Origin of the sequence: Paracidovorax oryzae ATCC 19882 (assembly GCF_000687165.1) — a bacterium.
In the GTDB taxonomy this organism is placed as follows: Bacteria; Pseudomonadota; Gammaproteobacteria; order Burkholderiales; family Burkholderiaceae_C; genus Paracidovorax; species Paracidovorax oryzae.
This window is the reverse complement of sequence record NZ_JMKU01000024.1, coordinates 22010-47813: the sequence shown is the minus strand read 5'-3', so window position 1 is coordinate 47813 and position 25804 is coordinate 22010. Positions and strand designations below refer to the sequence as shown.

At 70.0% G+C, this 25804-nt stretch carries 19 protein-coding genes; 8 read left to right on the top strand and 11 right to left on the bottom strand.

Annotated elements, in window-relative coordinates:
• Positions 1-48: 48 nt before the first annotated feature.
• From adhP to T336_RS0117775, 3 genes are all read left to right on the top strand, one after another.
• On the top strand, positions 49-1083 hold the full coding sequence (gene adhP, locus T336_RS0117785; RefSeq protein ID WP_026433567.1) for an alcohol dehydrogenase AdhP: 1035 nt from the start codon (positions 49-51) through the stop codon (positions 1081-1083).
• Between the two features lie 76 nt (positions 1084-1159).
• Positions 1160-1567, top strand: a complete 408-nt coding sequence (locus T336_RS0117780) for a DUF779 domain-containing protein (RefSeq protein ID WP_026433566.1) — start codon at positions 1160-1162, stop codon at positions 1565-1567.
• Between the two features lie 8 nt (positions 1568-1575).
• A complete protein-coding gene (locus tag T336_RS0117775; RefSeq protein ID WP_026433565.1) occupies positions 1576-1971 on the top strand; it encodes a hypothetical protein in 396 nt (131 codons plus the stop codon).
• 16 nt (positions 1972-1987) lie between these two features.
• Here T336_RS0117775 and T336_RS0117770 read toward each other — a convergent pair whose 3' ends face one another.
• From T336_RS0117770 to sbcB, 3 genes are all read right to left on the bottom strand, one after another.
• Positions 1988-4117: a sigma-54-dependent Fis family transcriptional regulator gene (locus T336_RS0117770; RefSeq protein WP_026433564.1), complete on the bottom strand. Its 2130-nt coding sequence runs from the start codon at positions 4115-4117 to the stop codon at positions 1988-1990.
• 112 nt (positions 4118-4229) lie between these two features.
• Complete coding sequence (locus T336_RS0117765; protein WP_035226444.1) at positions 4230-5135, bottom strand: NAD-dependent protein deacetylase; 906 nt, start codon at positions 5133-5135, stop codon at positions 4230-4232.
• The gene (gene sbcB, locus T336_RS0117760; protein WP_026433562.1) at positions 5107-6543 is read right to left on the bottom strand and encodes an exodeoxyribonuclease I; all 1437 of its coding nucleotides are present in this window, start codon (positions 6541-6543) and stop codon (positions 5107-5109) included. The genes T336_RS0117765 and sbcB overlap by 29 nt, the downstream gene beginning before the upstream one ends.
• Positions 6544-6622: 79 nt before the next feature.
• Between sbcB and T336_RS0117755 the strand changes: the two genes are divergently transcribed.
• The 3 genes from T336_RS0117755 (at position 6623) to T336_RS0117745 (ending at position 9996) form a co-directional block, all read left to right on the top strand.
• A complete protein-coding gene (locus T336_RS0117755; protein ID WP_026433561.1) occupies positions 6623-8032 on the top strand; it encodes a lytic murein transglycosylase in 1410 nt (469 codons plus the stop codon).
• 111 nt (positions 8033-8143) lie between these two features.
• Positions 8144-9010: an AraC family transcriptional regulator gene (locus T336_RS0117750; protein ID WP_026433560.1), complete on the top strand. Its 867-nt coding sequence runs from the start codon at positions 8144-8146 to the stop codon at positions 9008-9010.
• A complete protein-coding gene (locus T336_RS0117745; RefSeq protein ID WP_026433559.1) occupies positions 9007-9996 on the top strand; it encodes an alpha/beta hydrolase family protein in 990 nt (329 codons plus the stop codon). The genes T336_RS0117750 and T336_RS0117745 overlap by 4 nt, the downstream gene beginning before the upstream one ends.
• A gap of 105 nt (positions 9997-10101) precedes the next feature.
• Here T336_RS0117745 and clpA read toward each other — a convergent pair whose 3' ends face one another.
• The 3 genes from clpA to dnaE form a co-directional block, all read right to left on the bottom strand.
• A complete protein-coding gene (gene clpA, locus T336_RS0117740) occupies positions 10102-12450 on the bottom strand; it encodes an ATP-dependent Clp protease ATP-binding subunit ClpA (RefSeq protein WP_013594441.1) in 2349 nt (782 codons plus the stop codon).
• A 57-nt stretch (positions 12451-12507) separates the two neighbouring features.
• Complete coding sequence (clpS, locus tag T336_RS0117735; RefSeq protein ID WP_404821595.1) at positions 12508-12867, bottom strand: ATP-dependent Clp protease adapter ClpS; 360 nt, start codon at positions 12865-12867, stop codon at positions 12508-12510.
• Positions 12868-13067: 200 nt separating this feature from the next.
• Positions 13068-16613, bottom strand: coding sequence for a DNA polymerase III subunit alpha (gene dnaE / locus T336_RS0117730; protein ID WP_026433557.1), 3546 nt, complete (start codon positions 16611-16613; stop codon positions 13068-13070).
• Between the two features lie 143 nt (positions 16614-16756).
• Between dnaE and T336_RS0117725 the strand changes: the two genes are divergently transcribed.
• Positions 16757-17554, top strand: coding sequence for an outer membrane protein assembly factor BamD (locus T336_RS0117725; protein WP_019700348.1), 798 nt, complete (start codon positions 16757-16759; stop codon positions 17552-17554).
• Here the strand turns inward: T336_RS0117725 and T336_RS0117720 are convergent.
• Positions 17517-19760 (bottom strand): ATP-dependent DNA helicase, encoded by a 2244-nt coding sequence (locus T336_RS0117720; protein ID WP_051647301.1) that lies wholly within the window; start codon positions 19758-19760, stop codon positions 17517-17519. The two genes, T336_RS0117725 and T336_RS0117720, sit on opposite strands and share 38 nt — an antisense overlap.
• A gap of 149 nt (positions 19761-19909) precedes the next feature.
• Between T336_RS0117720 and T336_RS0117715 the strand changes: the two genes are divergently transcribed.
• On the top strand, positions 19910-20713 hold the full coding sequence (locus T336_RS0117715) for a PP2C family protein-serine/threonine phosphatase (RefSeq protein WP_019703159.1): 804 nt from the start codon (positions 19910-19912) through the stop codon (positions 20711-20713).
• 63 nt (positions 20714-20776) lie between these two features.
• Here T336_RS0117715 and T336_RS0117710 read toward each other — a convergent pair whose 3' ends face one another.
• The 4 genes from T336_RS0117710 to odhB all read right to left on the bottom strand — a co-directional run bounded on the left by T336_RS0117710 (position 20777) and on the right by odhB (position 25734).
• A complete protein-coding gene (locus tag T336_RS0117710) occupies positions 20777-21529 on the bottom strand; it encodes a hypothetical protein (protein ID WP_026433555.1) in 753 nt (250 codons plus the stop codon).
• A gap of 23 nt (positions 21530-21552) precedes the next feature.
• On the bottom strand, positions 21553-22650 hold the full coding sequence (gene zapE, locus T336_RS0117705; protein ID WP_026433554.1) for a cell division protein ZapE: 1098 nt from the start codon (positions 22648-22650) through the stop codon (positions 21553-21555).
• A gap of 121 nt (positions 22651-22771) precedes the next feature.
• Positions 22772-24199 carry a dihydrolipoyl dehydrogenase gene (lpdA, locus tag T336_RS0117700; protein WP_026433553.1) on the bottom strand — a complete coding sequence of 476 codons (1428 nt, stop codon included), beginning with the start codon at positions 24197-24199 and terminating at the stop codon, positions 22772-22774.
• Between the two features lie 254 nt (positions 24200-24453).
• Positions 24454-25734: a 2-oxoglutarate dehydrogenase complex dihydrolipoyllysine-residue succinyltransferase gene (gene odhB, locus T336_RS0117695; RefSeq protein ID WP_026433552.1), complete on the bottom strand. Its 1281-nt coding sequence runs from the start codon at positions 25732-25734 to the stop codon at positions 24454-24456.
• Between the last annotated feature and the right edge of the window lie 70 nt (positions 25735-25804).

Sequence of the window (25804 nt, the reverse complement as noted above, 5' to 3'; positions counted from 1 at the left end):
CAGCCCTCCCCGTTCAACCCTTCGAGTAAAAGAAAGGATTCCCGTTCCATGCTTCCCAAGACCATGAAAGCCGCCGTCGTGCGCGAATTCGGCAAGCCCCTCACCATCGAGGAAGCCCCGGTCCCGACGCCCGCCGATGACCAGATCCTCGTGAAGATCGAGGCCTCCGGCGTCTGCCACACCGACCTGCACGCCGCCGAGGGCGACTGGCCCGTCAAGCCGAACCCGCCCTTCATCCCCGGCCACGAGGGCGTGGGCTTCGTCGCCGCCATCGGCAGGAACGTGAAGCATGTGAAGGAAGGCGACCGCGTGGGCGTGCCGTGGCTGCACTCGGCCTGCGGCTGCTGCACCCACTGCCTGGGCGGCTGGGAAACGCTGTGCGAATCGCAGAGCAACACCGGCTATTCGGTCAACGGCGGCTTCGCCGACTACGCGCTGGCCGACCCGAATTTCGTGGGCCACCTGCCCAGGGACGTCGGCTTCGTGGACATCGCTCCCGTGCTGTGCGCGGGCGTGACGGTGTACAAGGGCTTGAAGGTGACGGACACCAAGCCGGGCGACTGGGTGGTCATCTCCGGAATCGGCGGCCTGGGCCACATGGCCGTGCAGTACGCCCGCGCCATGGGCCTGAACGTGGCGGCCGTGGACGTGGAGGACGACAAGCTGGAACTGGCGAAGAAGCTCGGTGCCAGCGTGACGGTGAACGCGAAGACCGCCGACCCGGCCGCCTACCTGCAAAAGGAGATCGGCGGCGCCCACGGCGCGCTGGTCACGGCCGTCTCGCCCAAGGCCTTCGAGCAGGCGCTGGGCATGGTGCGCCGCGGCGGCACGGTGTCGCTCAACGGCCTGCCGCCCGGCAACTTCCCGCTGCCCATCTTCGACATGGTGCTGCGCGGCGTGACCGTGCGCGGCTCCATCGTCGGCACGCGCCTGGACCTGCAGGAATCGCTGGACTTCGCGGCCCGCGGCCAGGTCAAGGCCACCGTGGCGACCGAGAAGCTGGAGAACATCAACGACGTGTTCGCGCGCATGCACAAGGGCCAGATCCAGGGCCGCATCGTGCTGGACATGGCAGCGCACTGACGACCGGAGGGCAGGCGCCGCCGCTGCGCTTCGGGCACACTGCACGAAGCGCAGACCCCATGACAGGAGACACCGCATGACGACGACCGCGCCCCCCGCTTCCGCAACCCGCGTTTCGGCCACGCCCGAGGCCGTCGCCCTCATCGAGCGGCTGCAGACGCAGCACGGCCCGCTCATGTTCCACCAGTCCGGGGGCTGCTGCGACGGCAGCGCGCCCATGTGCTTCGCCCGCGGCGAATTCATGCTCGGCGATTCCGACGTCCTGCTCGGCGAGATCGCGGGCACGCCCTTCTACATGAGCGAATCCCAGTTCGCCTACTGGGAGCACACCCACCTCATCATCGACGCCGTGCCCGGCAACGGCGGCATGTTCTCGCTGGAGCGGCCCACGGGGCTGCGGTTCCTTACCCGCTCGCGGCTCTACGGCGACGCCGAATGGGCGGCCATCGAGGCCCTGGGGCCGCCGCCGCGCGGGGCGGGTTGACGGACCCCATGCGGTATCTCCTCGGACTGGCGGGCCTGGCCGTCGGGATCGTGGCATGGGGCATCGTCCTGAACCTTTCGGCGAGTGGGCTACCCTACGTCGATGAAGGCAATGCACTGCTGGCCTGGCTCATCTACAGTCCCGCCCTGCTCTGCCTCGTGCCATTCGCCTGCATGAAGCTCCAGCACGACGGGGTGGCCGCGATCTGGCTGTTCGCCATCGCGCCCATCGCGGGGCTGCTCAATGCCGCCGTCGCCGTTTTTGCGAGCACGGGCGATCCCGGATCGCTGATCGTCGTGGGGGTGCTGTCCGTCCTCTGGGCCTGCCCCGTTGGACGCGTGGCATGGTGTGCGCTCGCGAAAAAGAGAGTATCTGGGCGCCAGGCCAGGCGGTTGCCCGACTGACACCGGAACCCGGCCGTCAATGGTGAGGGGCCGTCCCGTCCATCGCCTTCAGCCGCCGGTACACCGTATTGCGCGACACCCCCAGGGCCCGCGCCACGGCGGACACGTTGCCGCCATGCACCGACAGCGCATGGCGCAGTGCCTCTTCCACGGTTTCATCCCATGAACGCACCGCGGCCGGTGCGGGCTGGTGTGCAGCGCTGCGGCCCGGCGGGCATGGCTCGCCTTCCCACGCCGACGCCCCGGACACTGCATCGCCCAGGTCTCCTGCAGGCACCGGGGCCGCGGAGGCGGCAGCAGGAAGAACTTCATCGAACAGGTCCTCCGGCAGGTGCCCGATGTCGATCTCGTCCGCATCGCCGGCCATCAGCGCCGCCGTGCGCAGCGCATTCGAGAGCTGGCGGAGGTTGCCGGGCCAGCGGTGCCGCAGGAAGAGCTCCATGGCCCGGGACGAGATCCGCAGGGGCGCCGTCCTGCGCGGTCGCTGCCACCCCGGCGTGGAGCCTTCGGCAGCCCGCTCGCGGTCCTGCGCCTGCAGGAGGCGCTGCACGATGACGCGCAGGTCCGAACGCTCGCGCAGCGCCGGCAGGCGCACCACCAGCCCGTTGAGCCGGTAGTAGAGATCGTCGCGGAACACCCCCCGGGCCATCATGTCGCGCAGGTTGCGGTGGGTGGCGCACAGCACATGCACGTCCACCGGGATCTGCCGCGCCGAGCCGAGCGGCGCCACGGTGCGTTCCTGCAGCACGCGCAGCAGCCGGGCCTGCATGGCCAGCGGCATGTCGCCGATCTCGTCCAGGAACAGCGTGCCGCCGTGGGCCTGGGCGATCTTGCCCACGCTGCCCTTGCGCCGCGCGCCGGTGAAAGCACCCTCCTCGTAGCCGAACAGTTCGGCCTCGATCAGCGTTTCCGGGATCGATGCGCAGTTCACCGCCACGAAGGGCCCGCGTGCGCGCGGGCCGTCCTGGTGGATGGCGCGGGCCAGCAGCTCCTTGCCCGTGCCGGTCTCGCCGAGGATGAGCATGGGCACGTCGCTGCCCAGCACGCGCGAGACGCGGTCGATCACCTGCGCCAGTTGCGCATCGCCCGTATCCAGGTAGCGCAGGCCGGACAGCCGCGGACCGCCGGCCGGCACCGGGGCGGCGGGCCGCGTCCGGGTGGCCGTGGCGGAAGCCGGCGCCACGGGCGCGGGCACCGGTGCATCCTCGTCGCGCCCCTGCACCAGCCAGCCAAGGGCCGCCGCCCCCTTCGGACGGAATTCCACCATCGCATTGACCACCACCCCGCCGGGCAGCGCGAGCTGCAGCGGCCGGGGCATGGCGCCGCGCGCATGGGCCAGCAGCGCGCTCATCGGCATGCCGAAGAGCGACGGGAAGGTCTGCGCCTGCAGCGCGTTCGCCGACATGCCGAGCTGGAACTGCCCGCTGCGGTTGGCCGCGAGGAAGCGGCCCTCCGGCGTGAACGCGGCCAACCCCTCCACCAGTGTGCCCAGGAACTCCGGGCGCGCATGGAAGCGCAGCCGCACCGCGTCCTCGTACACCTTGCCGAAGAGATGGTTCTCGACCATGCGAGCGGACATGCGCACCAGGGCCAGCGTGTGGGCGCTCTGCTGGTGGCGGTCGCCGCTCACGTCGAGCGCGCCGATCACCTGGCCCAGCGGATCGCAGATGGGCGCGCAGGAGCAGGTCAGGAACTGGTTGGCGGCCAGGAAATGCTCATCGCCGTTCACCTGCACCGCATCGCCCAGGGCCAGGGCCGTGCCGATGGCGTTCGTGCCCTTGCTGCGCTCGGACCAGGTGCCTCCGGGCCGCAGCGCGACCCGGTGGGCGCGCCCGAGGAACTCCTCGTCGCCCAGGGCGTGCAGCACCACGCCCTGCGCGTCGGTCAGCAGCACCATGCTCTGCGTGCCCGCGATCTGCGCCGAGAGGGTTTCCATGACGGGGAGCGCATGCGCGCAGAGCGCGTCGTTGCGCGCCACGGCCCAGGCGAGCGCGTCGGGCGCCAGGGGCTGGAGGTCGGCGGACGCGTGCCGTTGCAGGCCGAAGGAGCGGGAGCGCTCGTGCGACTCGGCGATCACGCGGGCCGAAGGCAGCGGCGCGAAAGCGGCGGCCTGCGCCGCCTCCCCGCCATGGAGGGAGCTCTGCATGGGTTTGTCTCCTCAGGGCCCCGGCTCGCGCTGTCGGCGCGGCCCGGGCGTTATCCGGCCACCATAGCACCATCGGCGGGCGCCGTCGCGCAAACCCGCCCGTGCCACCGGGTCATGCGGCCGGCGGCACCCCTGCGGCCGGTGCGAGCGCCTGCGCCAGGGCCTGCAGCGCCCGGCCCACGTCGTCCTCGACCTTGACCGCGATCAACCCGTCGGCGCGCGTCACGCCCCGGTTGACGGCCGCCACCGGCAGCCCGGCGTCCGCGGCCGCCTGCACGAAGCGGAAACCCGAATACACCATCAGGGACGATCCCGCCACGAGCAGTCCGTCGGACCGGGCCAGCGCCGCCCGCGCAGCCTCCACGCGTTCGCGCGGCACGCTTTCGCCGAAGAACACCACGTCCGGCTTCAGCGGGCCGCCGCCGCAATGGGGACAGGCAGGCAATTCGAACGCGGAAAAGTCGCGGCCGTCCAGGTCGGCGTCGCCGTCCGGCGCGGCGGCCGCCTCCAGCGCCGCCCAGGCCGGGTTGCGGGCCTCCAGCCAGGATTGCAGTTCAGCACGCGGCATGCGCGCTTCGCAGGCCATGCAGCGCACGGTGTCGATGCGCCCGTGCAGGTCGATCACCCGCTGCTGCCCCGCCGCCGTGTGCAGGCCGTCCACGTTCTGCGTGAGCAGCATCTCCACGCGGCCCATCGCCTCCAGCGCGGCCAGGGCATGGTGCGCGGCCCCGGGCACGGCGCCGCCCATGACGCGCCAGCCGATCATGCTGCGCGCCCAGTAGCGCCGGCGCACCGCCTCGTCGCCCATGAAGGCCTGGTATGTGACCGGCGGAGAGCGCTTCCAGGCGCCGCCCTCGTCGCGGTAGTCGGGAATGCCGGACGCCGTGCTGCAGCCTGCGCCGGTGAGCACGAAAAGCCGCGGGCAGGCGCGCGCCCAGGCCAGCAGGGCATCCAACCCGCCGGCAGAGGCCGGCAGAGGCACGGGCCCGTCAGAAATCGGGAGCGATGCTTTCCGCATATTCGTACAGCGCTCCCAGGATCGCCTCCCCACGCTCGTCGGCCGTTTCGCCCAGCGTGTCCAGCCGCGCAAAGAGCGCGTCGAACGTCAAACCGCCGCCCTCGCCTTCCATGAGGCGCGCCACGCGCAGGGCCTCCCAGCGCTCGCGGTCCGCCTCGTCCAGCGTCTCGGGGAAATTGCGTGCGCGGAAGCGCCAGGCCAGCTCTTCCAGGCGCTCGTCATCGAAGCCTGGCCGGGCGAGCGCCAGTTCCTGCGGCGGCAGCGCACGCAGCCGCTGCAGCCGCCGCCGGTCCTCGTTGCCGACGAAGCCGCCGTACAGGTCCTGGTCCACGTCGGCCGGCCCTTCCTTGGGCCGCGCGAACACCTCCGACCAGATCGCGCTCATGTCCGGCAGCGCCCGCGCGATCTCGGCATGGGCGGCGGCACGCTCCATGTCGATGCCCCAGCGCTGCGCCATGGCCGGTGTGAGGGTGTTGACGTTGCCCACCACCATGGGGGACTTGTTCAGGTGTACGCTCTTGACCGGCAGCCGCACCACGCCCTCGGGCAAGTCTGCGGTGCGCGTGAAGAGCCGCTCGCGGATGCGCGCGGCGTCCAGGCCGGCCAGTTCGGACGGGTCGTGCGCCAGGTCCCACGCGATCAGCTCGTTGCGGTTGGTCGGATGGCTGGCCAGTGGCCACAGGATACCCAGGCAGCCCCGGTCCGCCGGGAACATGCCCGACACGTGCAGGAAGGGGCGCGCGGTATCGGCCGTGGCCGGCAGGCGCAGTTCCGCGGCCACGCGGTCCTTGCGGCGCAGGCCGAGCGCGAAATCGAACAGCCGCGGCTGGCGCTCGCGGATCAGCCGCGCCAGCGCGATCGTGGCACGCACGTCCGACAGCGCATCGTGCGCGGCCTCGTGCAGCAGGCCGTTGGCGCGCGACAGGTGCTCGAGCTTCAGGCTGGGAGAGCCGTCATCCTTGCGCGGCCACTCGATGCCGTCGGGGCGCAGCGCGTAGGTCAGCCGCACCACGTCCAGCAGGTCCCAGCGGCCGCATTCGTTCTGCCATTCCCGCGCATAGGGGTCGATCAGGTTGCGCCAGAACATGAAGCGCGTGATCTCGTCGTCGAAGCGGATCGTGTTGTAGCCCACGCCGATGGTGCCGGGCCGGGCCAGCTCCGCCTCGATGCGCGCGGCGAATTCGTGCTCCGGCAGGCCGCGCTCCAGGCACAGCTGCGGCGTGATGCCGGTGAGCAGGCACGACTCCGGATCGGGCAGGTAGTCCGGCGCCGGGCGGCAGTAGATCATCACCGGCTCGCCGATCTCGTTCAGGTCCGCGTCCGTGCGGATGCCCGCGAACTGCGCGGGGCGGTCGCGCCGCGGGTCCGCGCCGAAGGTCTCGTAGTCGTGCCAGAAAAACGTGTGCATGGATCGGTGAAGCGCAGCGGCGCGTAAAACTCCAGCCCGCAAGTATGCCGGCACCGCTGCGGCGCGTGGACAATGGGGCATGCAACGAAGAAACACGACGCCCGCCTCCGCCCTCCGTCCGTCCTTCCGCGTCCACGCCGCGCCCGCCAGGCCGTGGTGGCCCGCCGCCGGGGCGGGCCTGCTCTGCGCCCTGCTGGCCGGCTGCGCCGCCGCTCCTTCCGCTCCCCCGGCGCAGGCCGCACCGCCCCCAGCCAACCCGGCACCGCCAGCCGTACCTGCGCCGGGCACGCAGGCCGCCACGCCCGCCCCCGCCCAGCAGCCCGCCGCGCCGCCGGCCGATGCCGCCCCGCTTTCCGCCGAGGCCGAACAGGCCGGCTTCGCGCAGTGGATCGCAGGCTTCCGCCAGGAAGCACTGCAGGCCGGCATCCGGCCGGAGACGGTCGCCGCCGCACTGGACGGCGCACAGTGGCTGCCCCAGGTGATCGAGCTCGATCGCTCCCAGCCCGAGTTCACGCGCACGCCCTGGGCCTACCTGGACAGCGCCGTGTCGCCCACGCGCATCCAGCGTGGCCGCGATGTGCTGGCCGAGCAGCGTGCCGCCCTGGACTCCGCCGCAGCGCGCTACGGCGTGCCTGCCGAGGTCATCACCGCCATCTGGGGCATGGAGAGCAACTACGGCTCGAACTTCGGCAGCTTCCGCACCGTGGATGCGCTCGCCACGCTGGCCTACGAGGGCCGCCGCCGCGACTGGGCGCGCGGCGAGCTGCTGGCCGCTCTGCGCATCATCGACCAGGGCGACATCGCCGCCGACCGCATGATCTGCTCCTGGGCCGGCGCCATGGGCCACACCCAGTTCCTGCCGTCCGTGTTCCTGGGCTATGCAGTGGATGCCGACGGCGACGGCCACCGGGACATCTGGGGCAGCGTCCCGGACGTCGCTGCGTCCACCGCCAACTTCCTGTCGCGCATGGGCTGGCAGCCCGGCCAGCCCTGGGGCGTGGAAGTGCGCCTGCCGCCGGGCTTCGACTACGAGCGCGCGGAACTCGCCGTGCGCCACCCGTCCACCCAGTGGGCGGCCGAGGGCGTGCAGGCCATCGATGGCCAGCCCCTGCCCGCGCTGGACGGTGCCTCCATCCTCGTGCCTGCAGGCGCCCGCGGGCCGGCCTTCATGGTGGGGCCGAATTTCCGGGTGATCCTGCGTTACAACAACTCCACCAACTACGCCCTGGGCGTGGGCCTGCTCGCGCGCCAGATCGCCGGTGGCCCCGGCGTCACGGCCCCGTGGCCCCGCGACCTGCAGCCGCTGACGCGCACCCAGACCCGCGACCTGCAGAACGCCCTCAACGCCCGCGGCTTCGCGGCCGGCACCGCCGACGGCGTGATGGGTCCCGCCACGCGCGCTGGCCTGCGCCGCTTCCAGCTGAGCATCGGGCAGGTGGCCGATGGATACCCGACGCTGGAGCTGCTGCAGCAACTGCAGGCGCCCTGATGCCGGCACGGCCCGCGATCGATCGGTGCCCCGACCGCGGCGCCGTCGCCACCGGGTGATTTGCGCAAACCCGGCTAAGCACCGCGGACCGCCGGCCGGCAGAATGCGCCCATGAAGACAAGCCGGGCGGAGGCCCGATACAGGGCGCGGGTCGCGCGCGTGGTGGCGCACATCGTGGCGCACCCGCTGTCAACGCACCGTCTCGAGGACCTGGCCGCCCTGGCCCATTTCTCGCCCTGGCACTTCCACCGCCTCTATGCGGGGGTCACGGGCGAAAGCGTGGCCATGACGGTGCGGCGCGTGCGCCTGGCCCACGCGGCCAGCCTGCTGCAGGAAGGCATGCTGAGCGTGACCGAGATCGCGCTGGCCTCCGGCTACGAGAGCCCCCAGGCGTTCTCGCGGGCCTTCAGCCAGTTCAGCGGGCAGGCGCCCAGCGCCTTCCAGGCCGCCATGCAGCACCTCGCACCGGACGCCCCCGAGGAGCGGCTTGCCGCCAGCCGCCCTGCGACCGCCGTGCGGCTCATCGAGCAGCCCGCGCAACAGGTGCTCGCCCTGCGCCACCGCGGCCCCGCCGCCACGATTCCCCACACGCATCGGCGACTGCGCCGGCTGATCGGCGAACTCCCCGGCACGGTGTGGCTGGGCATGTGCCAGGAGGATGCCGGGGACCCCGGCTCCGGGCTGTGCTATCACGCCGCGGCGGCTCCGGCAGAGGTGCTGGCCCACGCCATGCATCCGGACATCGAACGGATCGACATTCCGGCGGGCCTGTACGCCTGCCACCGCCTGGCCGGGCCCTACACCCGCATCAACGCGGCGTTCGATGCGCTCTACGCCCGCTGGCTGCCGGCCAGCGGCTACGAGCCCGATGACCGGCCCGCGCTGGAGCATTACCTGAACTCGCCGCGCAACGCGGCCTCCGCAGAACTGCGCACCGACCTGCTCGTTCCGGTGCGCCCTACCCCGGCAACCCCATGAAAAGACTGCTCCCCGCGCTGCTGGCCAGCCTCTGCGCCGTGCTCGCTCCCGACGGCCATGCCGCGGGCCTTGCCTTCATCGATGTACCTGCCGATGCGCAGGGCCCCGCACTGCGGGGGGCCGTCTGGTCACCCTGCGCCACGCCGGCCGCACCCATCGCGCTGCCGCCCCTGGTGCTGCAGGGGGTGCGTGATTGCCCCGTGGCGGGCTCGCACCTGCCGCTGGTCGTCATGTCGCACGGCACCGGCGGCTCCGCGCTGGGCCACCACGACACGGCGCAGGCGCTCGCCGACGCAGGATTCGTCGTGGCGGCGGTCCACCATCCCGGCGACAACTTCCAGGACCTGAGCCGGCAGGCAAAGCTTTCGGCCTTCACCACCCGGCCGCAAGACATGCGCCGCCTCGTGGACTACATGCTGGGCCGCTGGCCGGGCCGCGCGGCGCTGGCACCGCAGTGGGTGGGCATCTTCGGCTTCTCGCGCGGCGGCTACACGGCGCTGGCCGTGGCCGGCGCCCAGCCGGACTGGGCGCTGCGGCGCGACCTGTGCCCGGCAGGCTCGCCCTTGCCGCTGTGCCGCGAGATCGCCAGCGGCGCCGTGCCGCCCGCCACCCCGCCCGACCCGAGGATACGGGCCGCCGTGGTCGTGGATCCACTGAGCGTGTTCAACGCGCGGGGGCTGCGGAACGTGCGCATCTCCCTGCAGCTCTGGGCCTCCGAACTAGGAGGCGACGGTGTCACGCCGGAGAGCGTGAGGGCCGTCCGCGACGGCCTGCCCACGGCGCCCGAATGGCACGTGGCCCGCGGTGCGGCGCACTTCGCCTTCCTTGCACCCTGCTCCGACGGCATGGCACGCCAGGCGCCAGAGATCTGCCGGGATGGCCCCGGCTTCGACCGCACCGCGTTCCACGACAGCTTCAACGCGGCCGTCGTCGCCTTCTTCCGGCGGGAGTCCATGGCGGCCCCCGCGGCGGCGCCACCGCTCTGACGGACCGCCAGGCCACCCGCCAAGGAAAAAGCCCGCGAGCCCCTGTCGGGACTGCGGGCTCGGCGCGGTGCCGCGGGGCACCGGCGCATGGCGGGCGGGGGACCGTCAGTCTGCGGTCGCCTCTTCGGGTTCCGCGGGCTCGGACTTGGCCGAGCGGTCCTTCTTCGGCAGCGGCTGGATGTCCAGCAGCACATCGGGCGTTTCCACACCCTTCTCGTCGGTCTTGACCTCGATGTCCACCGTCAGGCGGCCACCTTCGGTCAGGCGTCCGAACAGCAGTTCGTCGGCCAGCGCGCGGCGGATGGTGTCCTGGATCAAGCGCTGCATCGGGCGCGCGCCCATCAGCGGATCGAAGCCCTTCTTCGCCAGGTGCTTGCGCAGCGCGTCGGTGAAGGTGACTTCCACCTTCTTCTCGGCGAGCTGGGTCTCCAGCTGCAGCAGGAACTTGTCCACCACGCGCAGGATGATCTGCTCGTCCAGCGCCTTGAAGTTGACGATCGCGTCCAGGCGGTTGCGGAACTCGGGCGTGAACAGGCGCTTGATGTCGGCCATCTCGTCGCCGGCCTGCCGCGGGTTGGTGAACCCGATGGTGGCCTTGTTCATGGTCTCGGCACCCGCGTTCGTCGTCATGATGATGATGACGTTGCGGAAGTCGGCCTTGCGTCCGTTGTTGTCCGTCAGCGTGCCGTGGTCCATCACCTGCAGCAGCACGTTGAAGATGTCCGGGTGCGCCTTCTCGATCTCGTCGAGCAGCAGCACCGCGTGCGGCTTCTTCGTGATGGCCTCGGTCAGCAGGCCGCCCTGGTCGAAGCCCACGTAGCCCGGGGGCGCGCCGATCAGGCGGCTCACGGCGTGGCGCTCCATGTACTCCGACATGTCGAAGCGGATCAGCTCGATGCCCAGGATGTAGGCCAGCTGCTTGGCCGCTTCGGTCTTGCCGACGCCGGTCGGGCCGCTGAAGAGGAACGAGCCGATCGGCTTGTCGCCCTTGCCCAGGCCCGAGCGCGCCATCTTGACCGCGGAGGCGAGCACTTCCAGCGCCTTGTCCTGGCCGAACACCACGCTCTTCAAGTCACGCTCGATGGTCTGCAGCTTGCTGCGGTCGTCGTTGGAGACGTTCGCGGGCGGGATGCGCGCGATCTTCGCCACGATCTCCTCGATCTCGGCCTTGCCGATGGTCTTCTTGCGCTTGCTGGCCACCAGGATGCGCTGGGCCGCGCCGGCCTCGTCGATCACGTCGATGGCCTTGTCGGGCAGGTGCCGGTCGTTGATGTACTTGGCCGACAGCTCCGCCGCCGCCTGCAGGGCCGCGGTGGCGTATTTCACGCTGTGGTGTTCCTCGAAGCGGCTCTTGAGGCCCTTGAGGATGTCCACCGTCTCGGCCACGGTCGGCTCGACCACGTCGACCTTCTGGAAGCGCCGCGACAGGGCCGCGTCCTTCTCGAAGATGCCGCGGTACTCGGTGAAGGTGGTCGCGCCGATGCACTTGAGCTGGCCGCTGGAGAGCGCCGGCTTGAGCAGGTTGGACGCGTCCAGCGTGCCGCCCGAGGCAGCGCCCGCACCGATCAGCGTGTGGATCTCGTCGATGAACAGGATCGCGTTCGGCTTGTCCTTGAGCGACTTGAGCACGCCCTTCAGGCGCTGCTCGAAATCGCCGCGGTACTTGGTGCCGGCCAGCAGCGCGCCCATGTCCAGCGAATAGACCGAGGCCTCGGCCAGGATCTCGGGCACGTCGTTCTGGGTGATGCGCCAGGCCAGGCCCTCGGCGATCGCCGTCTTGCCCACGCCGGCCTCGCCCACCAGCAGCGGGTTGTTCTTGCGGCGGCGGCAGAGGATCTGGATCGTGCGCTCCACCTCGTAGTGGCGGCCGATCAGCGGATCGATCTTGCCCTCCTTGGCGGCGACGTTCAGGTTCTGCGTGTACTGCTCCAGCGGCGAGGCCTTCTCGCTGCGTTCGCCGCCAGCCCCCTCTTCGGCTTCCGAGGGGTTCTCGGCCTTCGCGGGCTCCGGCGGCTCGCCCTTCTTGATGCCGTGGGCGATGAAGTTGACCACGTCCAGGCGGGTCACGCCCTGCTGGTGCAGGTAATAGACGGCGTGCGAATCCTTCTCGCCGAAGATCGCGACCAACACGTTCGCGCCGGTCACTTCCTTCTTGCCGTTGCCGGTGGACTGCACGTGCATGATGGCGCGCTGGATCACCCGCTGGAATCCCAGCGTGGGCTGCGTGTCCACCTCGTCGGTGCCTGCCACCTGAGGCGTGTTGTCCTTGATGAAATTGGCCAGCGACGAGCGAAGGTCCTCGACGTTGGCCGAGCATGCGCGCAGCACCTCGGCTGCGCTCGGGTTATCAAGCAGTGCAAGCAACAGATGCTCCACGGTGATGAACTCGTGGCGCTGCTGGCGGGCCTCGACAAAGGCCATGTGCAAGCTGACTTCCAGTTCCTGGGCAATCATGTGAACTCCTTTGTGCTTGCGGGGAAGGGATAACGGTAGATCGGGACCCGGGACCGGTTATTCAACCGGCTCGCTCAGGCATTGCAGCGGGTGGCCCGCCTTGTGCGCGGCTTCGCGCACCTGTTCGACCTTGGTGGCGGCGACGTCGCGCGAATACACACCACATACGCCTTTGCCGTCCAGGTGGATCTTGAGCATGATCTGCGTGGCCGCTTCGCGGTCCTTGCCGAAGAACTCCTGCAGCACGACGATCACGAACTCCATGGGCGTGTAGTCGTCGTTCAGCATCACCACCTGGTACATCTGGGGCGGCTGGGTCCTTTGCGTGCGCCTCTCGAGCACGACCGAGCCGCCATCGTCCCGCGACGGCACTCCCGTGGGAGGCGTCGGGGTCATGGAAGGTGGTTTAGTTGCCATGCGGACCATTCTAGAGCGTCCGGGACAGTTTGCCCCAGAGCGAAAAAGCCCATTGCGGGGGTGCAAATTCCGGTCTTGCGACACGGTTTCGCATGCCGCGCGGCATGGGCGGGAATCCGCCGGAGGGAGACGCGCCGTTCCATTTGCCGGCGCCCGCCGGGATTTCAAGCCCGCACCGTGGAACGTGCCCGCCAGCCATCTCAGCCGGCGTCGTACACGACGTTCACCGCCCCGCTGCCGGCCTCCGCGCTCCATGCAGCCAGGGCCGCGTCCGAGGGGAAGAACCGGCTGCCCTCCCCGAGCTGCAGTTCGGCCACCGCCTCCTGCCCCTCGGAGCGGCAGCGCACGCCCATGCGCACCCGCAGGCCATGCACCAGCACCTCGCCCTCGGGCGTCTCCTGACGCTTCGGGGGGAACTCGCGCACCAGGCGCTGCACGTCCGGCGCGCAGTCGCCCACCGCCACCTGCAGGTAGCGGCCGAACTTGGCCCGCGCGCTGGCAAGGTCCCAGCCCTGCATCACCTTGACGCGCAGGCCGCCGCTGAAATGGTCGAGCTGCAGGCGCCCCAGCAACACCACGAATTCGTCCTCCTTGAGCAGGTCGCGGTGGGCATTGATCACGTTCTCGTCGGCCGAGGCCTCGATCATGGCGGACTTGTCATCCAGCTTGAACAGCGCCAGGCGGCCCCGCTGCCCGTTGATCACCCGGAAGTCGCTCACGATGCCCGCCATGATCTGCGGCTCCCGGCTGTCTGCCAATTCCTCGATAGGAGTGCGGATGAAGCGGCGGACCTCTTTTTCCACCTCGTCGAACAGGTGGCCCGACAGGTAGAAGCCGACGGCGGTCTTTTCCTGGGTGAGCCGCTCCTTCACGCCCCAGGGCAGCATCTCCACGAGGGCCGGATCCTGGGTGCTGGAGCCGTGCGAGTCGTCGCCCATCATGTCGAACAGGCCGCCCTGGTTGGCGTTGGCGATCAGGGAATTGGCGAAGTCGAAGGCCCGGTCGATCGACGCCACGAGCGACGCGCGGTTCATCTCGATGGCGTCGAACGCGCCTGCCTTGATCAGCGCCTCCAGCGTGCGCTTGTTCAGGCGGGTGCGGTCCACCCGCGCGCAGAAGTCGAACAGGCTGGCGAAAGGTCCCTTCGTTTCGCCGCGCGGGCCCACGCCGCGGCCCTCGCGCGCGGCGATGATCGCCTCGATCGCCTGCTGGCCGGTGCCCTTGACGGCGCCCAGCCCGTAGCGGATCACCTTGTCCGTCACCGGCTCGAAGCGGTACATGCCGCGGTTCACGTCCGGCGGCTCGAAGGTCAGCCCCATCTTCATGGCGTCTTCGTACAGCACCTTCAGCTTGTCGGTGTCGTCCATTTCCACCGTCATGTTGGCGCAGAAGAACTCGGCCGTGTAGTGCACCTTGAGCCAGCCGGTGTGGTAGGCCAGCAGGGAGTAGGCGGCGGCGTGCGACTTGTTGAAGCCGTAGCCCGCGAACTTCTCCATCAGGTCGAACACCTCGTCGGCCTTGTCCTGGCCGATGCCCTTCTCGGCCGCGCCCTTGCGGAAGATCTCGCGGTGCTCGGCCATCTCCTCGGCCTTCTTCTTGCCCATGGCCCGGCGCAGCATGTCGGCGCCGCCCAGGCTGTAGCCGCCCAGCACCTGGGCGGTCTGCATCACCTGCTCCTGGTACACCATGATCCCGTAGGTCTCGGCCAGCACGGGCTCGACCAGCGGGTGGGGATATTCCACCGGCTCCTTGCCGTGCTTGCGGTTCACGAAGGTGGGGATCAGGTCCATCGGGCCCGGGCGGTAGAGCGCGTTCAGGGCGATCAGGTCTTCCAGCCGGCTCGGGCGCGCCTCCTTCAGCATGCCCTGCATGCCGCGGGATTCGAACTGGAACACGGCTTCGGTCTTGCCTTCGGAGAACAGCCGGTAGGTCGGCGCATCGTCGAGCGGGATGTTCTCGAACGCGAAGTTCTCCTGCCCCTTGTGGCGCTTCATGATGAACTCGCGTGCGATCTCCAGGATCGTCAGCGTGGCCAGGCCCAGGAAGTCGAACTTCACGAGGCCGATGGCCTCCACGTCGTCCTTGTCGTACTGGCTCACGGCCGACTCGCTGCCGGGCTGCTGGTAGAGCGGGCAGAAATCGGTGAGCTTGCCCGGCGCGATCAGCACGCCCCCGGCGTGCATGCCGATGTTGCGGGTCATGCCCTCGAGCTTCTGTGCCATCTCGATGACGGTCTTGACGTCCTCTTCCTTGCGCACGCGCTCGTAGAGCATGGGCTCCAGCTCCAGCGCGTAGTTGTTCTTGTCGCCTTCCTTCTTCACCTCGGGCGGATAGGCCAGCGTGTAGGACATGCCGGGCTTGCCGGGCACCAGCTTGGAGATGCCGTCGCAGAAGGTGTAGCTCATGTCCATGACACGGCCCACGTCGCGGATGGCGGCCTTGGCCGCCATGGTGCCGAAGGTGGCGATCTGGCTCACGGCGTTCTTGCCGTACTTGTCCTTCACGTAATCGATCACCCGGTCGCGGTTGGACTGGCAGAAATCGATGTCGAAGTCGGGCATGGACACCCGCTCCGGGTTCAGGAAGCGCTCGAACAGCAGGTTGTACTGCAGCGGATCCAGGTCGGTGATCTTGAGCGCATAGGCCACGAGCGAGCCGGCGCCGGAGCCCCGGCCCGGGCCCACCGGGCAGCCGTTTTCCTTGGCCCACTGGATGAAGTCACCCACGATGAGGAAGTAGCCCGGGAACCCCATCTTCAGGATGGTGTTCAGCTCGAACTCCAGCCGCTCCACGTAGCGCGGGCGCTGCTTCTCGCGCTCGGCCTCGTTGCGGAAGAGGTGCGCGAGGCGCTCCTCCAGCCCTTCGAACGAGGCGTAGCGGAAATACTCGTCGATCGGCATGCCGTTGGGCGTGGGGAAGTCCGGCAGGCGCGGCTTGCCGAGCACCAGCGTCAGGCTGCAGCGCCTGGCGATCTCCAGCGTGTTGGCGATGGCCGTCGGCACGTCGGCGAAGAGGGCCTCCATCTGGGCGCTCGACTTGAAGTACTGCTCGCGGGTGAAGCGGCGCACCCGGCGCGGGTTGGCGAGGATCTCGCCCTCGGCGATGCAGACCCGGGCCTCGTGGGCCTCGTAGTCGTCGGCCGTCAGGAACTGCGTGGGGTGGGTGGCCACCACGGGCAGCTGCAGGCGCGCGGCCAGCTGCACGGCGGCCACCACCTGGGCCTCGTCCTCCGGGCGGCCGGCGCGCTGCAGTTCCAGGTAGAAGCGGTGCGGGAACAGCCCGGCCAGGCGCAGTGCGGCACGGGAGGCGCCTTCGTCGTCGCCGCGGGTGAACGCCTGGCCCACCGGGCCGGTGTGGGCGCCGGAGAGGGCGATCAGGTCGCCGCCCAGCTCTTCCAGCCATTCCCAGGTGCACAGCGGCACGTTCTTCACGACGTTGCGCGTCCAGGCGCGGGCGAGCAGTTCGCAGAGGTTCAGGTAGCCCTGCCGGCCCTGGGCCAGCAGGAGGATGCGGCCGGGCGGGTTGCCGGCGGTCTCGGGCTCGATGCTGACTTCCGCGCCCAGCACGGGCTTGACGCCCTTGCCGCGGGCTTCCTTGTAGAACTTGATGGCGCCGAAAAGATTGTGGAGATCGGTGATCGCGAGGGCGGGCTGGCCGTCTTTCGAGGCCGCCTTGGCCACTTCGTCGATGCGGGCGGTGCCGTCGACGACGGAAAACTCGGTGTGCAGGCGCAAATGGACAAACATGGGGGCTATTGTAGGAATCCGCCCCATCCCGGGCCGGCGGCGGGGTGCTGCCCGGCCGGTACAATGGCCCGTTGTCCGCAGCCCGCCGCACCGCGCCGGGCGTGCGCCGGACTCCCTTCACCGATTGTCAGAAAGCCGCTGCCATGCCGCGTTTTTCCCTGCCGCTCTTGACCGCCCTGCTTGCCGCAGGCGTGCTCGCGGGCTGCTCCAGCACCACCGAAGACAAGACCGCGGGCTGGAGCCCCAACCGCATCTATTCCGAGGCGCGGGACGAGCTCAACAGCAACTCCTACGACAAGGCCGTCCCGCTGTTCGAGAAGCTCGAGGGCCGCGCCGCCGGCACCCCGCTCGCGCAGCAGGCCCAGCTGGAAAAAGCCTACGCCCAGTACAAGGGCGGCGAGAAAGCCCAGGCGATCGCCACGCTCGACCGCTTCATGAAGCTGCACCCCGCGAGCCCGGCCTACGACTACGCGCTCTACCTGAAGGGGCTGGTCAACTTCAACGACAACCTCGGGCTGTTCTCCTGGCTGTCGCGCCAGGATCTCTCCGAGCGCGACCAGAAGGCCGCCAAGGATTCGTTCGAATCCTTCCGCGAGCTCGTCACCCGCTTCCCCGATTCGCGCTACGCGCGCGACGCGCAGCAGCGCATGACGTACATCGTCAACTCGCTGGCGCAGTACGAGGTCCACGTGGCCCGCTACTACTACCAGCGCGGCGCCTACGTGGCCGCCATCAACCGCGCGCAGATCGCCCTGGCCGACTACAAGGACGTGCCCGCGCTCGAGGAAGCGCTCTACATCCTCATCAAGTCCTACGACGCGCTCGGCATGACCCAGCTGCGCGACGATGCCCAGCGCGTGATGGCAGCCTCCTACCCGCAGAGCGAATACATGCGCAACGGCTTCAAGGCGAAGGAAGAGCCGTGGTGGAAGGTCTGGTGACGGCCGCCAGGCCGCGCAGCGCCTCGTCCCACTCCGCCTCGTCCTGAATCCGGCGCATGGGCGGCAGCGCGGCCAGCAGCCGCTTGCCGTAGCCCATGGTCACCAGCCGGGCATCGGCGACCGCCAGCAGGCCCCGGTCCTGCTCGTTGCGGATCAGCCGCCCGGCACCCTGCTTGAGCGCGATGGCCGCGTCCGGCAGCGCGAAATGCCGGAAGGCACTCTTTCCTTCCTGCTCCAGGCGCTGCGATCGCGCCTCGACCACCGGGTCGCCGGGCGGCGGGAACGGCAGCTTGTCGATCACCACCAGCTGCAGCGCATCGCCGGGCACGTCGAAGCCTTCCCAGAACGAGGCGGACGCCACCAGCACGCAGCCCGGGCGGTCCCCGCCGGCATCGGCCTCGCGGAAGCGCTCCATCAGCCGGCGCTTGGGCCAGTCGCCCTGCACCAGCACCTCGATGCCGGAACCGTCGGGAAAGCGCTCCCGCAGCGCGTCGCCGATCGTGCGCAGAGCCTTCAATGTAGTCGTCAGCACCAGCGTGCGCCCGCCCAGCACGCGTGCAGCATCGCCCGCCCAGCGCGCCACCGCGGCCCCGTGGCCCGGATCGGACGGGGAAGGCAGCTGGCGCGGCACGTAGACCGCCGCCTGGGCGGCGTAGTCGAAGGGGCTGGGCACCTGCAGCACGCGCGCGCCCTCCAGCCCGCAGGCCGCCGTGAACCATTTCAGCGAGGCATCGTCGCCCAGCGTGGCCGAGGTGAACACCCAGGCACGCGGGCGCCCTCCCCCCTCGCCGGAGCCCGCACCGGGGAGCGCCGCAGCGCCTGGGGCCGGCAGCGCGGAGCCGTGGACGGGCGCTGCTGCCCACGGATCGGGGTCGCCACCTTCGTCGCTCCAGGGCAGGTCGTGCGACAAACCAGGGGCGGGCCCGTCGCCGTCGCCGTCGCCGGCATCGGCGGCCGCGGCGGACGGCCCTGCGGCCTCCTCGTGCGGAAACCACAGCCTGCGCAGCGGCTGCGCGATGTCCAGGGGCACCAGACAGGCGCGCACCTGGTGCTGCCCGGCCTCCACCCAGCGCACCGCATCCGGCGGGGCCGGGTCCAGGAACAGGGCGAGCCGCTCCATCAGTTCCACGCAGCGCTCATGCAGCCGCACGAAGTCGGGTGCGATCTCGCTGACCGTGTCGAGCGCCGCCAGCGCCTCGCGCGCCGCGGCCGACAACCGGCCGAGGGCATCGTCCCAGGCCGCACGCTCCACGCCGTCGGGTACCGGCCCCGACCAGCGCAAGCGCGTTCCCGGTGCGCGCGCTCCCGCGGCCATGCGCCAGTCGCGCGCGGCCCGCTCCAGCGCGGCGGCGGCACCCTGCCAGTCCGCCAGGCCCCGTGCGAACTGCAGCCCAGCGGCCAGCACGTCGCGCGCAAGATCCAGCCAGTGCGAGGAACCCATCTGCGTGCCCATGAACTGCACGCCCGTCTCGTTGAGCTGGTGGGCCTCGTCGAACACCACCACGCGCACGCTGGGCAGCAGTTCCGCCACGCCCGAGCCGCGGATGGCGTGGTCCGCGAAGAAGAGATGGTGGTTGATGACCACCACGTCGGCCGCCATCGCCTCGCGCCGGGCCTGGTACACATGGCATTCGCGAAAGCGCGGGCAGGACGAGCCCAGGCAGTTGTCTCGGGTGGAGGTGAACAGCGGCGTCGCGGCCGACCGTTCGTCCCAGCCCGGCAGTTCCGCGAGATCACCGGTGGCGGTGGCGTGCGCCCACACCTCCGCGCGCGCGAGCACGCGGGCCACGGCCGTGTCGGCCGCCGAAGGATGCTGGCGCGCGATGCCCAGCCGGTGCAGGCACAGATAGCTGCCGCGCCCCTTGAGCAGGGCCGTGCGCGCGGTCAATGCCAGCGCCTGCAGCAGCCGGGGCAGATCGCGGCTGTGGAGCTGGTCCTGCAGCGCCTTGGTGGCGGTGGAAATCAGCACGCGCTCCCCGCTGAGCAGCGCCGGCACCAGGTAGGCGAAGGTCTTCCCGACGCCCGTGCCGGCTTCCACGACCAGCGCCCCGCCCCGGTCGATGGTTTCCGCGACGGCCGCGGCCATGGCCGCCTGCCCCGCCCGCGGCTGGAAGCGCGCCTGCGCGATCGCCAGCGGCCCGTCTTCCGCGAAAGCGGCCGACACCGCCTGCAGGAGCGTGCCGGGGTGTTCAGCCCCGGCGCTCAACCGCGGCCCCGCGCGACGCCGCAGGCGCGAGACAGTTCACAGAAAACACGGTCCATCCCTCGATAATAGGGCTCCCGGCCGCATGCGGCCCGCTCCCGGCCCGCTTCCCTGCCCACCGCCGCCTTTTTCCCGCCCCTTCCGATACCGCCATGACCAAACCGTTTCGTCTCACTGCGTCGACCGGTATCCACAAGGGCGACCGCGACTACCAGCAGGACCAGGTGGCGCTGATCGCGCACCCCCGGCACAACGGCTGCGTGCTCGGCGTGGTGGCCGACGGCATGGGAGGCCGCAGCGGGGGGCGCAAGGCCTCCGACCAGGTCATGATGACCGCGCGCCAGCTCTTCGAGCGCTATGCGCCCGACGGCGACGATCCGGTTGCCATGCTCCGGCACATGGTGGAAGAGGCGCACATCGTGATCCGCCTCACGGCCATTTCCGCGGAGCAGGAGCCCCACAGTACCGTGGCGGCCTTCCTCATCCATCCCCGCGGCGACTGCTACTGGGCGCATGCGGGCGACTCGCGCATCTATCACTTCCGGGGCTCGCAGCTCATCCACCGCACCAGCGACCACTCCTACGTCCAGGCGCTGGTGGACCGCGGCGAGATCACCGAGGCCGAGGCCAACACCCATCCGCACTCCAACATCCTGGTGGGGTGCCTGGGCACCGAGAGCGACCCGCCCGTGGCCATCCACACCATCGCGCAGCTGGTGCCCGGCGACACGCTGATGGCCTGCAGCGACGGGGTGTGGCACTACTTCTCGCCCGCGGAACTCGGATCCGTCGTGGACTCGCTCACCCCGCGGGAAGCGACAGAATTCCTCATCGAGAAGGCGCGCAGCCGCGCACGCGGAGGCGGCGACAACCTGTCGCTCGCCATCGTGAAGATCGAGGCGCTCGTGGAAGCCGCCGCACCGGGAGGCGTCCGGCCCCCGCCCGCCCGGCGCTGAGCTGGGCCGGGCGCATGCCGGCGGGCAGCCGGGAGTGCCGCCCGTCCCCCGCCCTCCCCCAGGTCAGCGGGCCGGCGCGGAACCGGTTGGCGCAGGCTGGGGAGCGGGATCGGCCGGCTCCGGCAAGGGGGCCGCCGGTTTGCGGCCCGAGGCCGCCGCTTCGGCATTGGCGCGCTCGCGCTTTTCCCGGCGCTCGCGTGCGGCCTGCTGCTTGGCCTCGTAGCGCGCCCGCGCCTCGGCCGAGCGAGCCGGCTGCGAGGCGGCGCGCTCGGCCTCGGTATTGCGGTGGGACTCCTCGCGTGCGCGCTGCTGCGCCGCGCGGGTGCGCGCTTCCTCCTCGCGCCGTGCGCGCTCATCGGCCTGGGCCTGGGAGCGTGACTCGGCGCGCATGGGCGCGGGGCGCTCCCCGCTTTCGATCTTCTGCCGCTGCTCGGCCTGCTTCTGCTCGATGGACTGCACGCGCAGCGCGGCCTTCTCGCGCCGCTCCGCGTTGTTCAGTTCCACCTCCCGCTTGCGCAGCACCGCCTCCGCATCACGTACCTGGGAGCGCACCGTCTCCAGGCAGGACTCCACGGAAAAACGCTGGTAGCAGACCGCCTCTTCCTTCTTCTTGCGCGCCTCGAGCGCGGCACGCTCCTGCTGGATGCGCTTGCGCTCCGCGGTCCTGGCCGTTTGCGCCGCCTCGAACGCGGACCGGGCCTGTTCGGACTCGTCCTGGGCGGCAGCGGCCACCGCGGGACCGGCCGCGGCCAGCAAAGCCCAGGCCACTGCCAGGGCGAGGGGGCGGAGGAATGAAGACGGGGAAGAGTTCGGCATGCGGGAATCCTTTGCGGGCGACTTCAGGTCAGCCCCGTGTCCACCACCCGGCGCTCGAGGGCCAGGAATTCCTTGGACTGCATTTCATTGAGCCGGGACACGGTGCGGGGAAACTCGTGCGCGAGCGGTCCCTCGGTGTAGAGCTGCTCGGGCGGCACGGCGGCCGACAGGATGAGCTTGACGCGCCGGTCGTAGAGCACGTCCACCAGCCAGGTGAAGCGCCGGGCCGGGGAGGCCATCGCCACGGGCATGTAGGGCACGTTGGACAGCAGCACGGTATGGAACTGCGACGCGATTTCCAGGTAGTCGTTCTGCGAGCGCGGGCCGCCGCACAGCACGTCGAAATCGAACCACACCACGCCGCCGGCCTTGCGGCGCGCGCGGATCTCGCGCGCCTCGATGTGCAGCACCGGGTCCTCGTCGCGGCTTTCGGCGAGCTGGTCGAAGGCGGCCTCCATCTCGGCCTCGGCCTGCGGGCCCAGCGGGCAGTGGTAGAGCCGGACCTGCTCCAGCGTGCGGCGCCGGTAGTCGGTGCCGTTGTCCACGTTCACCACCTCCAGCTTCTCGTTGAGCAGGTCGATAGCCGGCAGGATGCGGTCGCGGTGCAGGCCGCCCGGGTACAGGTCGTCGGGCTTGAAGTTCGAGGTGGTGACGAAGCCCACGCCGTTGTCGAACAGCGCCGCCAGCAGGCGGTGCAGGATCATGGCGTCCGTGATGTCGGCCACGTGGAATTCGTCGAAGCAGATGAGCTTGTAGCGCTTGGCGATGCGCTCGCCCAGCACGTCCAGCGGGTTCACGGTTCCCTGCAGGCCCGCCAGTTCGCGGTGCACCTCACGCATGAATTCGTGGAAATGCAGCCGCACCTTGCGGCGGATCGGCACGGCGTTGAAGAAGCAGTCCATCAGGAAGCTCTTGCCACGGCCCACGCCCCCGTACATGTACACGCCGCGCGGCACCTCGGGGCGGTGGATGAGCTTCTTGAGCGCGTTGGAGCGCTTTTCCTTGTAGGCGGCCCAGTCGTCCGCGCAGCGCTGCAGCGCCTCGACGGCGCGCAGCTGGGCCGGGTCGCTGCGGAACCCCTTGGCGGCCAGCTCGGCCTCATACGCCTGCTTCACGTTCACGGACGTCTCTCCCACGCAATCATCGACCCACGCATCCACACGAAAAAACGGCGGCTGCCGGCGCACGGATGCGTGCGCCGGCAGCCCGGGGGAGCGCAGCGCGCTCCCGATCGGCGCGCGATCAGAAGTTGAGCGTGCGCTTGTCCACGGCCAGGGCCGCTTCCTTGGTCGCCTCGGACAGCGAGGGATGGGCGTGGCAGATGCGCGCGATGTCCTCGGCGCTGGCCTTGAACTCCATGGCCACCACGGCCTCGGAGATCAGCTCGCTGGCCATCGGGCCCACGATGTGCACGCCCAGGATCTCGTCCGTGGCCGCATCGGCCAGGAACTTGACCATGCCGGTCGTGTCGCCCAGCGCACGGGCGCGGCCGTTCGCCAGGAACGGGAAGGTGCCGGCCTTGTACTGCACGCCGTCGGCCTTGAGCTGCTGCTCGGTGCGGCCCACCCAGGCGATCTCGGGGCTGGTGTAGATGACCCAGGGGATGGTGTTGAAGTTCACGTGGCCATGCTGGCCCGCGATGCGCTCGGCCACCGCCACGCCCTCTTCCTCGGCCTTGTGCGCCAGCATCGGGCCGCGCACCACATCGCCCACCGCCCACACGCCGGGCAGGTTGGTCTTGCAGTCGGCATCGACCACGATGGCGCCGCGCTCGTCGAGCTTCAGGCCCACGGCTTCGGGGTTGAGGCCGAAGGTGTTGGGCACGCGGCCGATGGAGACGATGAGCTTGTCCACCGCCAGTTCGCGGGCCTCGCCCTTGGCATCGCTGTAGGCCACGGTCACGCCGTCGCCGCCCGTCTTCACTTCGCCGATCTTCACGCCCAGCTCGACCTTCAGGCCCTGCTTGTCGAAGGCCTTCTTGGCTTCCTTGGCGATCTGCTCATCGACCGCGCCCAGGAACGTGGGCAGGCCTTCGAGCACCGTCACGTCGGCACCCACGCGGCGCCACACGGAGCCCATCTCCAGGCCGATCACGCCGGCGCCGATCAGCCCCAGCTTCTTCGGCGTGGCACCGATGCGCAGCGCGCCGTCGTTGGAGAGCACCTTCTCTTCGTCGAAGGGCACGCCGGGCAGCGCGCGGGGGTTGGAACCCGTGGCCACGATGATCTGCTTGCCCACCAGGGTTTCCTGCGCGGCGCCGGCCACCTGGATCTCGTAGCCACCCTCCGCGGCCTTCACGAAGGAGCCGCGGCCATGGAAGAAGCTGACCTTGTTCTTCTTGAACAGGTACAGGATGCCGTCGTTGTTCTGCTTCACGACGGCGTCCTTGCGGCCGATCATCTTCGCCACGTCGATCGTCACGTCGGTGGCGGTGATGCCGTGCTCGGCGAAATGCTTGGTGGCATGCTCGAAATGCTCCGAGGACTGCAGCAGCGCCTTGGAGGGGATGCAGCCCACGTTCGTGCAGGTGCCGCCCGGTGCGGGGCCGCCCTTCTCGTTCTTCCACTCGTCGATGCAGGCCACGTTGAAGCCCAGCTGGGCCGCGCGGATGGCGGCGATGTAGCCGCCGGGGCCGCCGCCGATGACGATGACGTCGAATTGTTTGCTCATGTCGTTCTCACTGTGTCAGTTGGAGACAGACCCACTGCCGGCTGGCTGATGGGCCAGCCACACATGTGGGTCAGTCAAGGTGTTTGGATGGCTGTGGCGTCAACTGCCGCCACCAGCCCTTGGAGCGCGCGCGGCCCGGGCCAGCGACCGCCGCGCAAGGGCCGCCCCGCAGCGCCGGCGGTGTCCCCCTTCCCGGATTGCGCAGCAGTCCGAGAGAAGGGGGAAGGCGCACAGCGCCTCAGGGGGTTGGTCCATCAAATATCGAAGAGCAGGCGGGCCGGATCTTCCAGCGCATCCTTCATCGCCACCAGGCCCAGCACGGCTTCACGGCCGTCGATGATGCGGTGGTCGTACGACATCGCCAGGTAGTTCATCGGGCGCACCACGATCTGGCCGTTTTCCACCACGGCGCGGTCCTTGGTGGCATGCACGCCCAGAATGGCCGACTGGGGCGGGTTGATGATGGGGGTGGACAGCATCGAGCCGAAGGTGCCGCCATTGGAGATCGAGAACGTGCCGCCGGTCATCTCCTCGATGCCGAGCTTGCCTTCCTGGGCCTTCTTGCCGAACTCGGCGATCTTCTTCTCGATGTCGGCGAAGCTCATCTGGTCGGCGTTGCGCAGGATCGGCACCACCAGGCCACGGGGCGAGCCGACGGCGATGCCGATGTCGAAGTAGCCGTGGTAGACGATGTCGTTGCCGTCCACCGAGGCGTTCAGCACCGGGAACTTCTTGAGCGCGTGCACGGCGGCCTTCACGAAGAAGCTCATGAAGCCCAGCTTGGTGCCGTGCTCCTTGGTGAAGCTGTCCTGGAACTTCTTGCGCAGTTCCATCACCGGGGCCATGTTCACCTCGTTGAAGGTGGTCAGGATGGCGTTGGTGGACTGCGACTGCAGCAGGCGCTCGGCGATGCGGGCGCGCAGGCGGCTCATGGGTACGCGCTGCTCGGGGCGGTCGCCCAGGTTCGGCGCGGCAGGCGATGCCACCTGGGGCAGCGCCTTGGTGGGCACGCCCGTGGGGATGGCGCTCGGGGCAGCAGCGGGCTTGGCGGCAGCGCCACCGGCCAGGGCGGCCAGCACGTCGCCCTTGGTCACGCGGCCGTCCTTGCCGGTGCCGGACACGGCCGAGACGGACAGGTTGTTGTCAGCCAGCAGCTTGGCGGCGGCGGGCATGGCCACGTCGCCCTTCGAGCCGCCTGCGGGGGCAGCGTCGGCCGCGGCAGCGGCCACGGCGGGCGCCTGGGCGGCAGCGGTCGGAGCCGACTGCGCGGGCGCAGCGGCGGCACCGGCCTTGCCTTCGGTGTCGATCTTCGCGATGACCTGGTCGGCCACGACGGTCGCGCCGTCGCCCTGGACAATCTCGGCCAGCACGCCGGCGGCCGGCGCGGGCACTTCGAGGACCACCTTGTCGGTCTCGATCTCGATCAGGATTTCATCGATGGCGACGGCCTCGCCGGCCTTCTTCTTCCAGGTGAGCATCGTGGCTTCGGCCACGGATTCGGACAGTTGGGGGACTTTGACTTCTACGATAGCCATGACGATTCTTTCGATTCTTTCAGAACGTGTTGTGTCGCTGTGGGATGCGGTTCGCGGGGTCGGGGTTCAC

What these genes read in the sequence shown, in the direction of transcription:
- adhP (WP_026433567.1), top strand. Translation starts at nt 49, where the DNA reads ATGCTTCCCAAGACCATGAAAGCCGCCGTCGTGCGCGAATTCGGCAAG.
- T336_RS0117780 (WP_026433566.1), top strand. Translation starts at nt 1,160, where the DNA reads ATGACGACGACCGCGCCCCCCGCTTCCGCAACCCGCGTTTCGGCCACG.
- T336_RS0117775 (WP_026433565.1), top strand. Translation starts at nt 1,576, where the DNA reads ATGCGGTATCTCCTCGGACTGGCGGGCCTGGCCGTCGGGATCGTGGCA.
- T336_RS0117770 (WP_026433564.1), bottom strand. Translation starts at nt 4,117, where the DNA reads ATGCAGAGCTCCCTCCATGGCGGGGAGGCGGCGCAGGCCGCCGCTTTC.
- T336_RS0117765 (WP_035226444.1), bottom strand. Translation starts at nt 5,135, where the DNA reads ATGCGGAAAGCATCGCTCCCGATTTCTGACGGGCCCGTGCCTCTGCCG.
- sbcB (WP_026433562.1), bottom strand. Translation starts at nt 6,543, where the DNA reads ATGCACACGTTTTTCTGGCACGACTACGAGACCTTCGGCGCGGACCCG.
- T336_RS0117755 (WP_026433561.1), top strand. Translation starts at nt 6,623, where the DNA reads ATGCAACGAAGAAACACGACGCCCGCCTCCGCCCTCCGTCCGTCCTTC.
- T336_RS0117750 (WP_026433560.1), top strand. Translation starts at nt 8,144, where the DNA reads ATGAAGACAAGCCGGGCGGAGGCCCGATACAGGGCGCGGGTCGCGCGC.
- T336_RS0117745 (WP_026433559.1), top strand. Translation starts at nt 9,007, where the DNA reads ATGAAAAGACTGCTCCCCGCGCTGCTGGCCAGCCTCTGCGCCGTGCTC.
- clpA (WP_013594441.1), bottom strand. Translation starts at nt 12,450, where the DNA reads ATGATTGCCCAGGAACTGGAAGTCAGCTTGCACATGGCCTTTGTCGAG.
- clpS (WP_404821595.1), bottom strand. Translation starts at nt 12,867, where the DNA reads ATGGCAACTAAACCACCTTCCATGACCCCGACGCCTCCCACGGGAGTG.
- dnaE (WP_026433557.1), bottom strand. Translation starts at nt 16,613, where the DNA reads ATGTTTGTCCATTTGCGCCTGCACACCGAGTTTTCCGTCGTCGACGGC.
- T336_RS0117725 (WP_019700348.1), top strand. Translation starts at nt 16,757, where the DNA reads ATGCCGCGTTTTTCCCTGCCGCTCTTGACCGCCCTGCTTGCCGCAGGC.
- T336_RS0117715 (WP_019703159.1), top strand. Translation starts at nt 19,910, where the DNA reads ATGACCAAACCGTTTCGTCTCACTGCGTCGACCGGTATCCACAAGGGC.
- T336_RS0117710 (WP_026433555.1), bottom strand. Translation starts at nt 21,529, where the DNA reads ATGCCGAACTCTTCCCCGTCTTCATTCCTCCGCCCCCTCGCCCTGGCA.
- lpdA (WP_026433553.1), bottom strand. Translation starts at nt 24,199, where the DNA reads ATGAGCAAACAATTCGACGTCATCGTCATCGGCGGCGGCCCCGGCGGC.
- odhB (WP_026433552.1), bottom strand. Translation starts at nt 25,734, where the DNA reads ATGGCTATCGTAGAAGTCAAAGTCCCCCAACTGTCCGAATCCGTGGCC.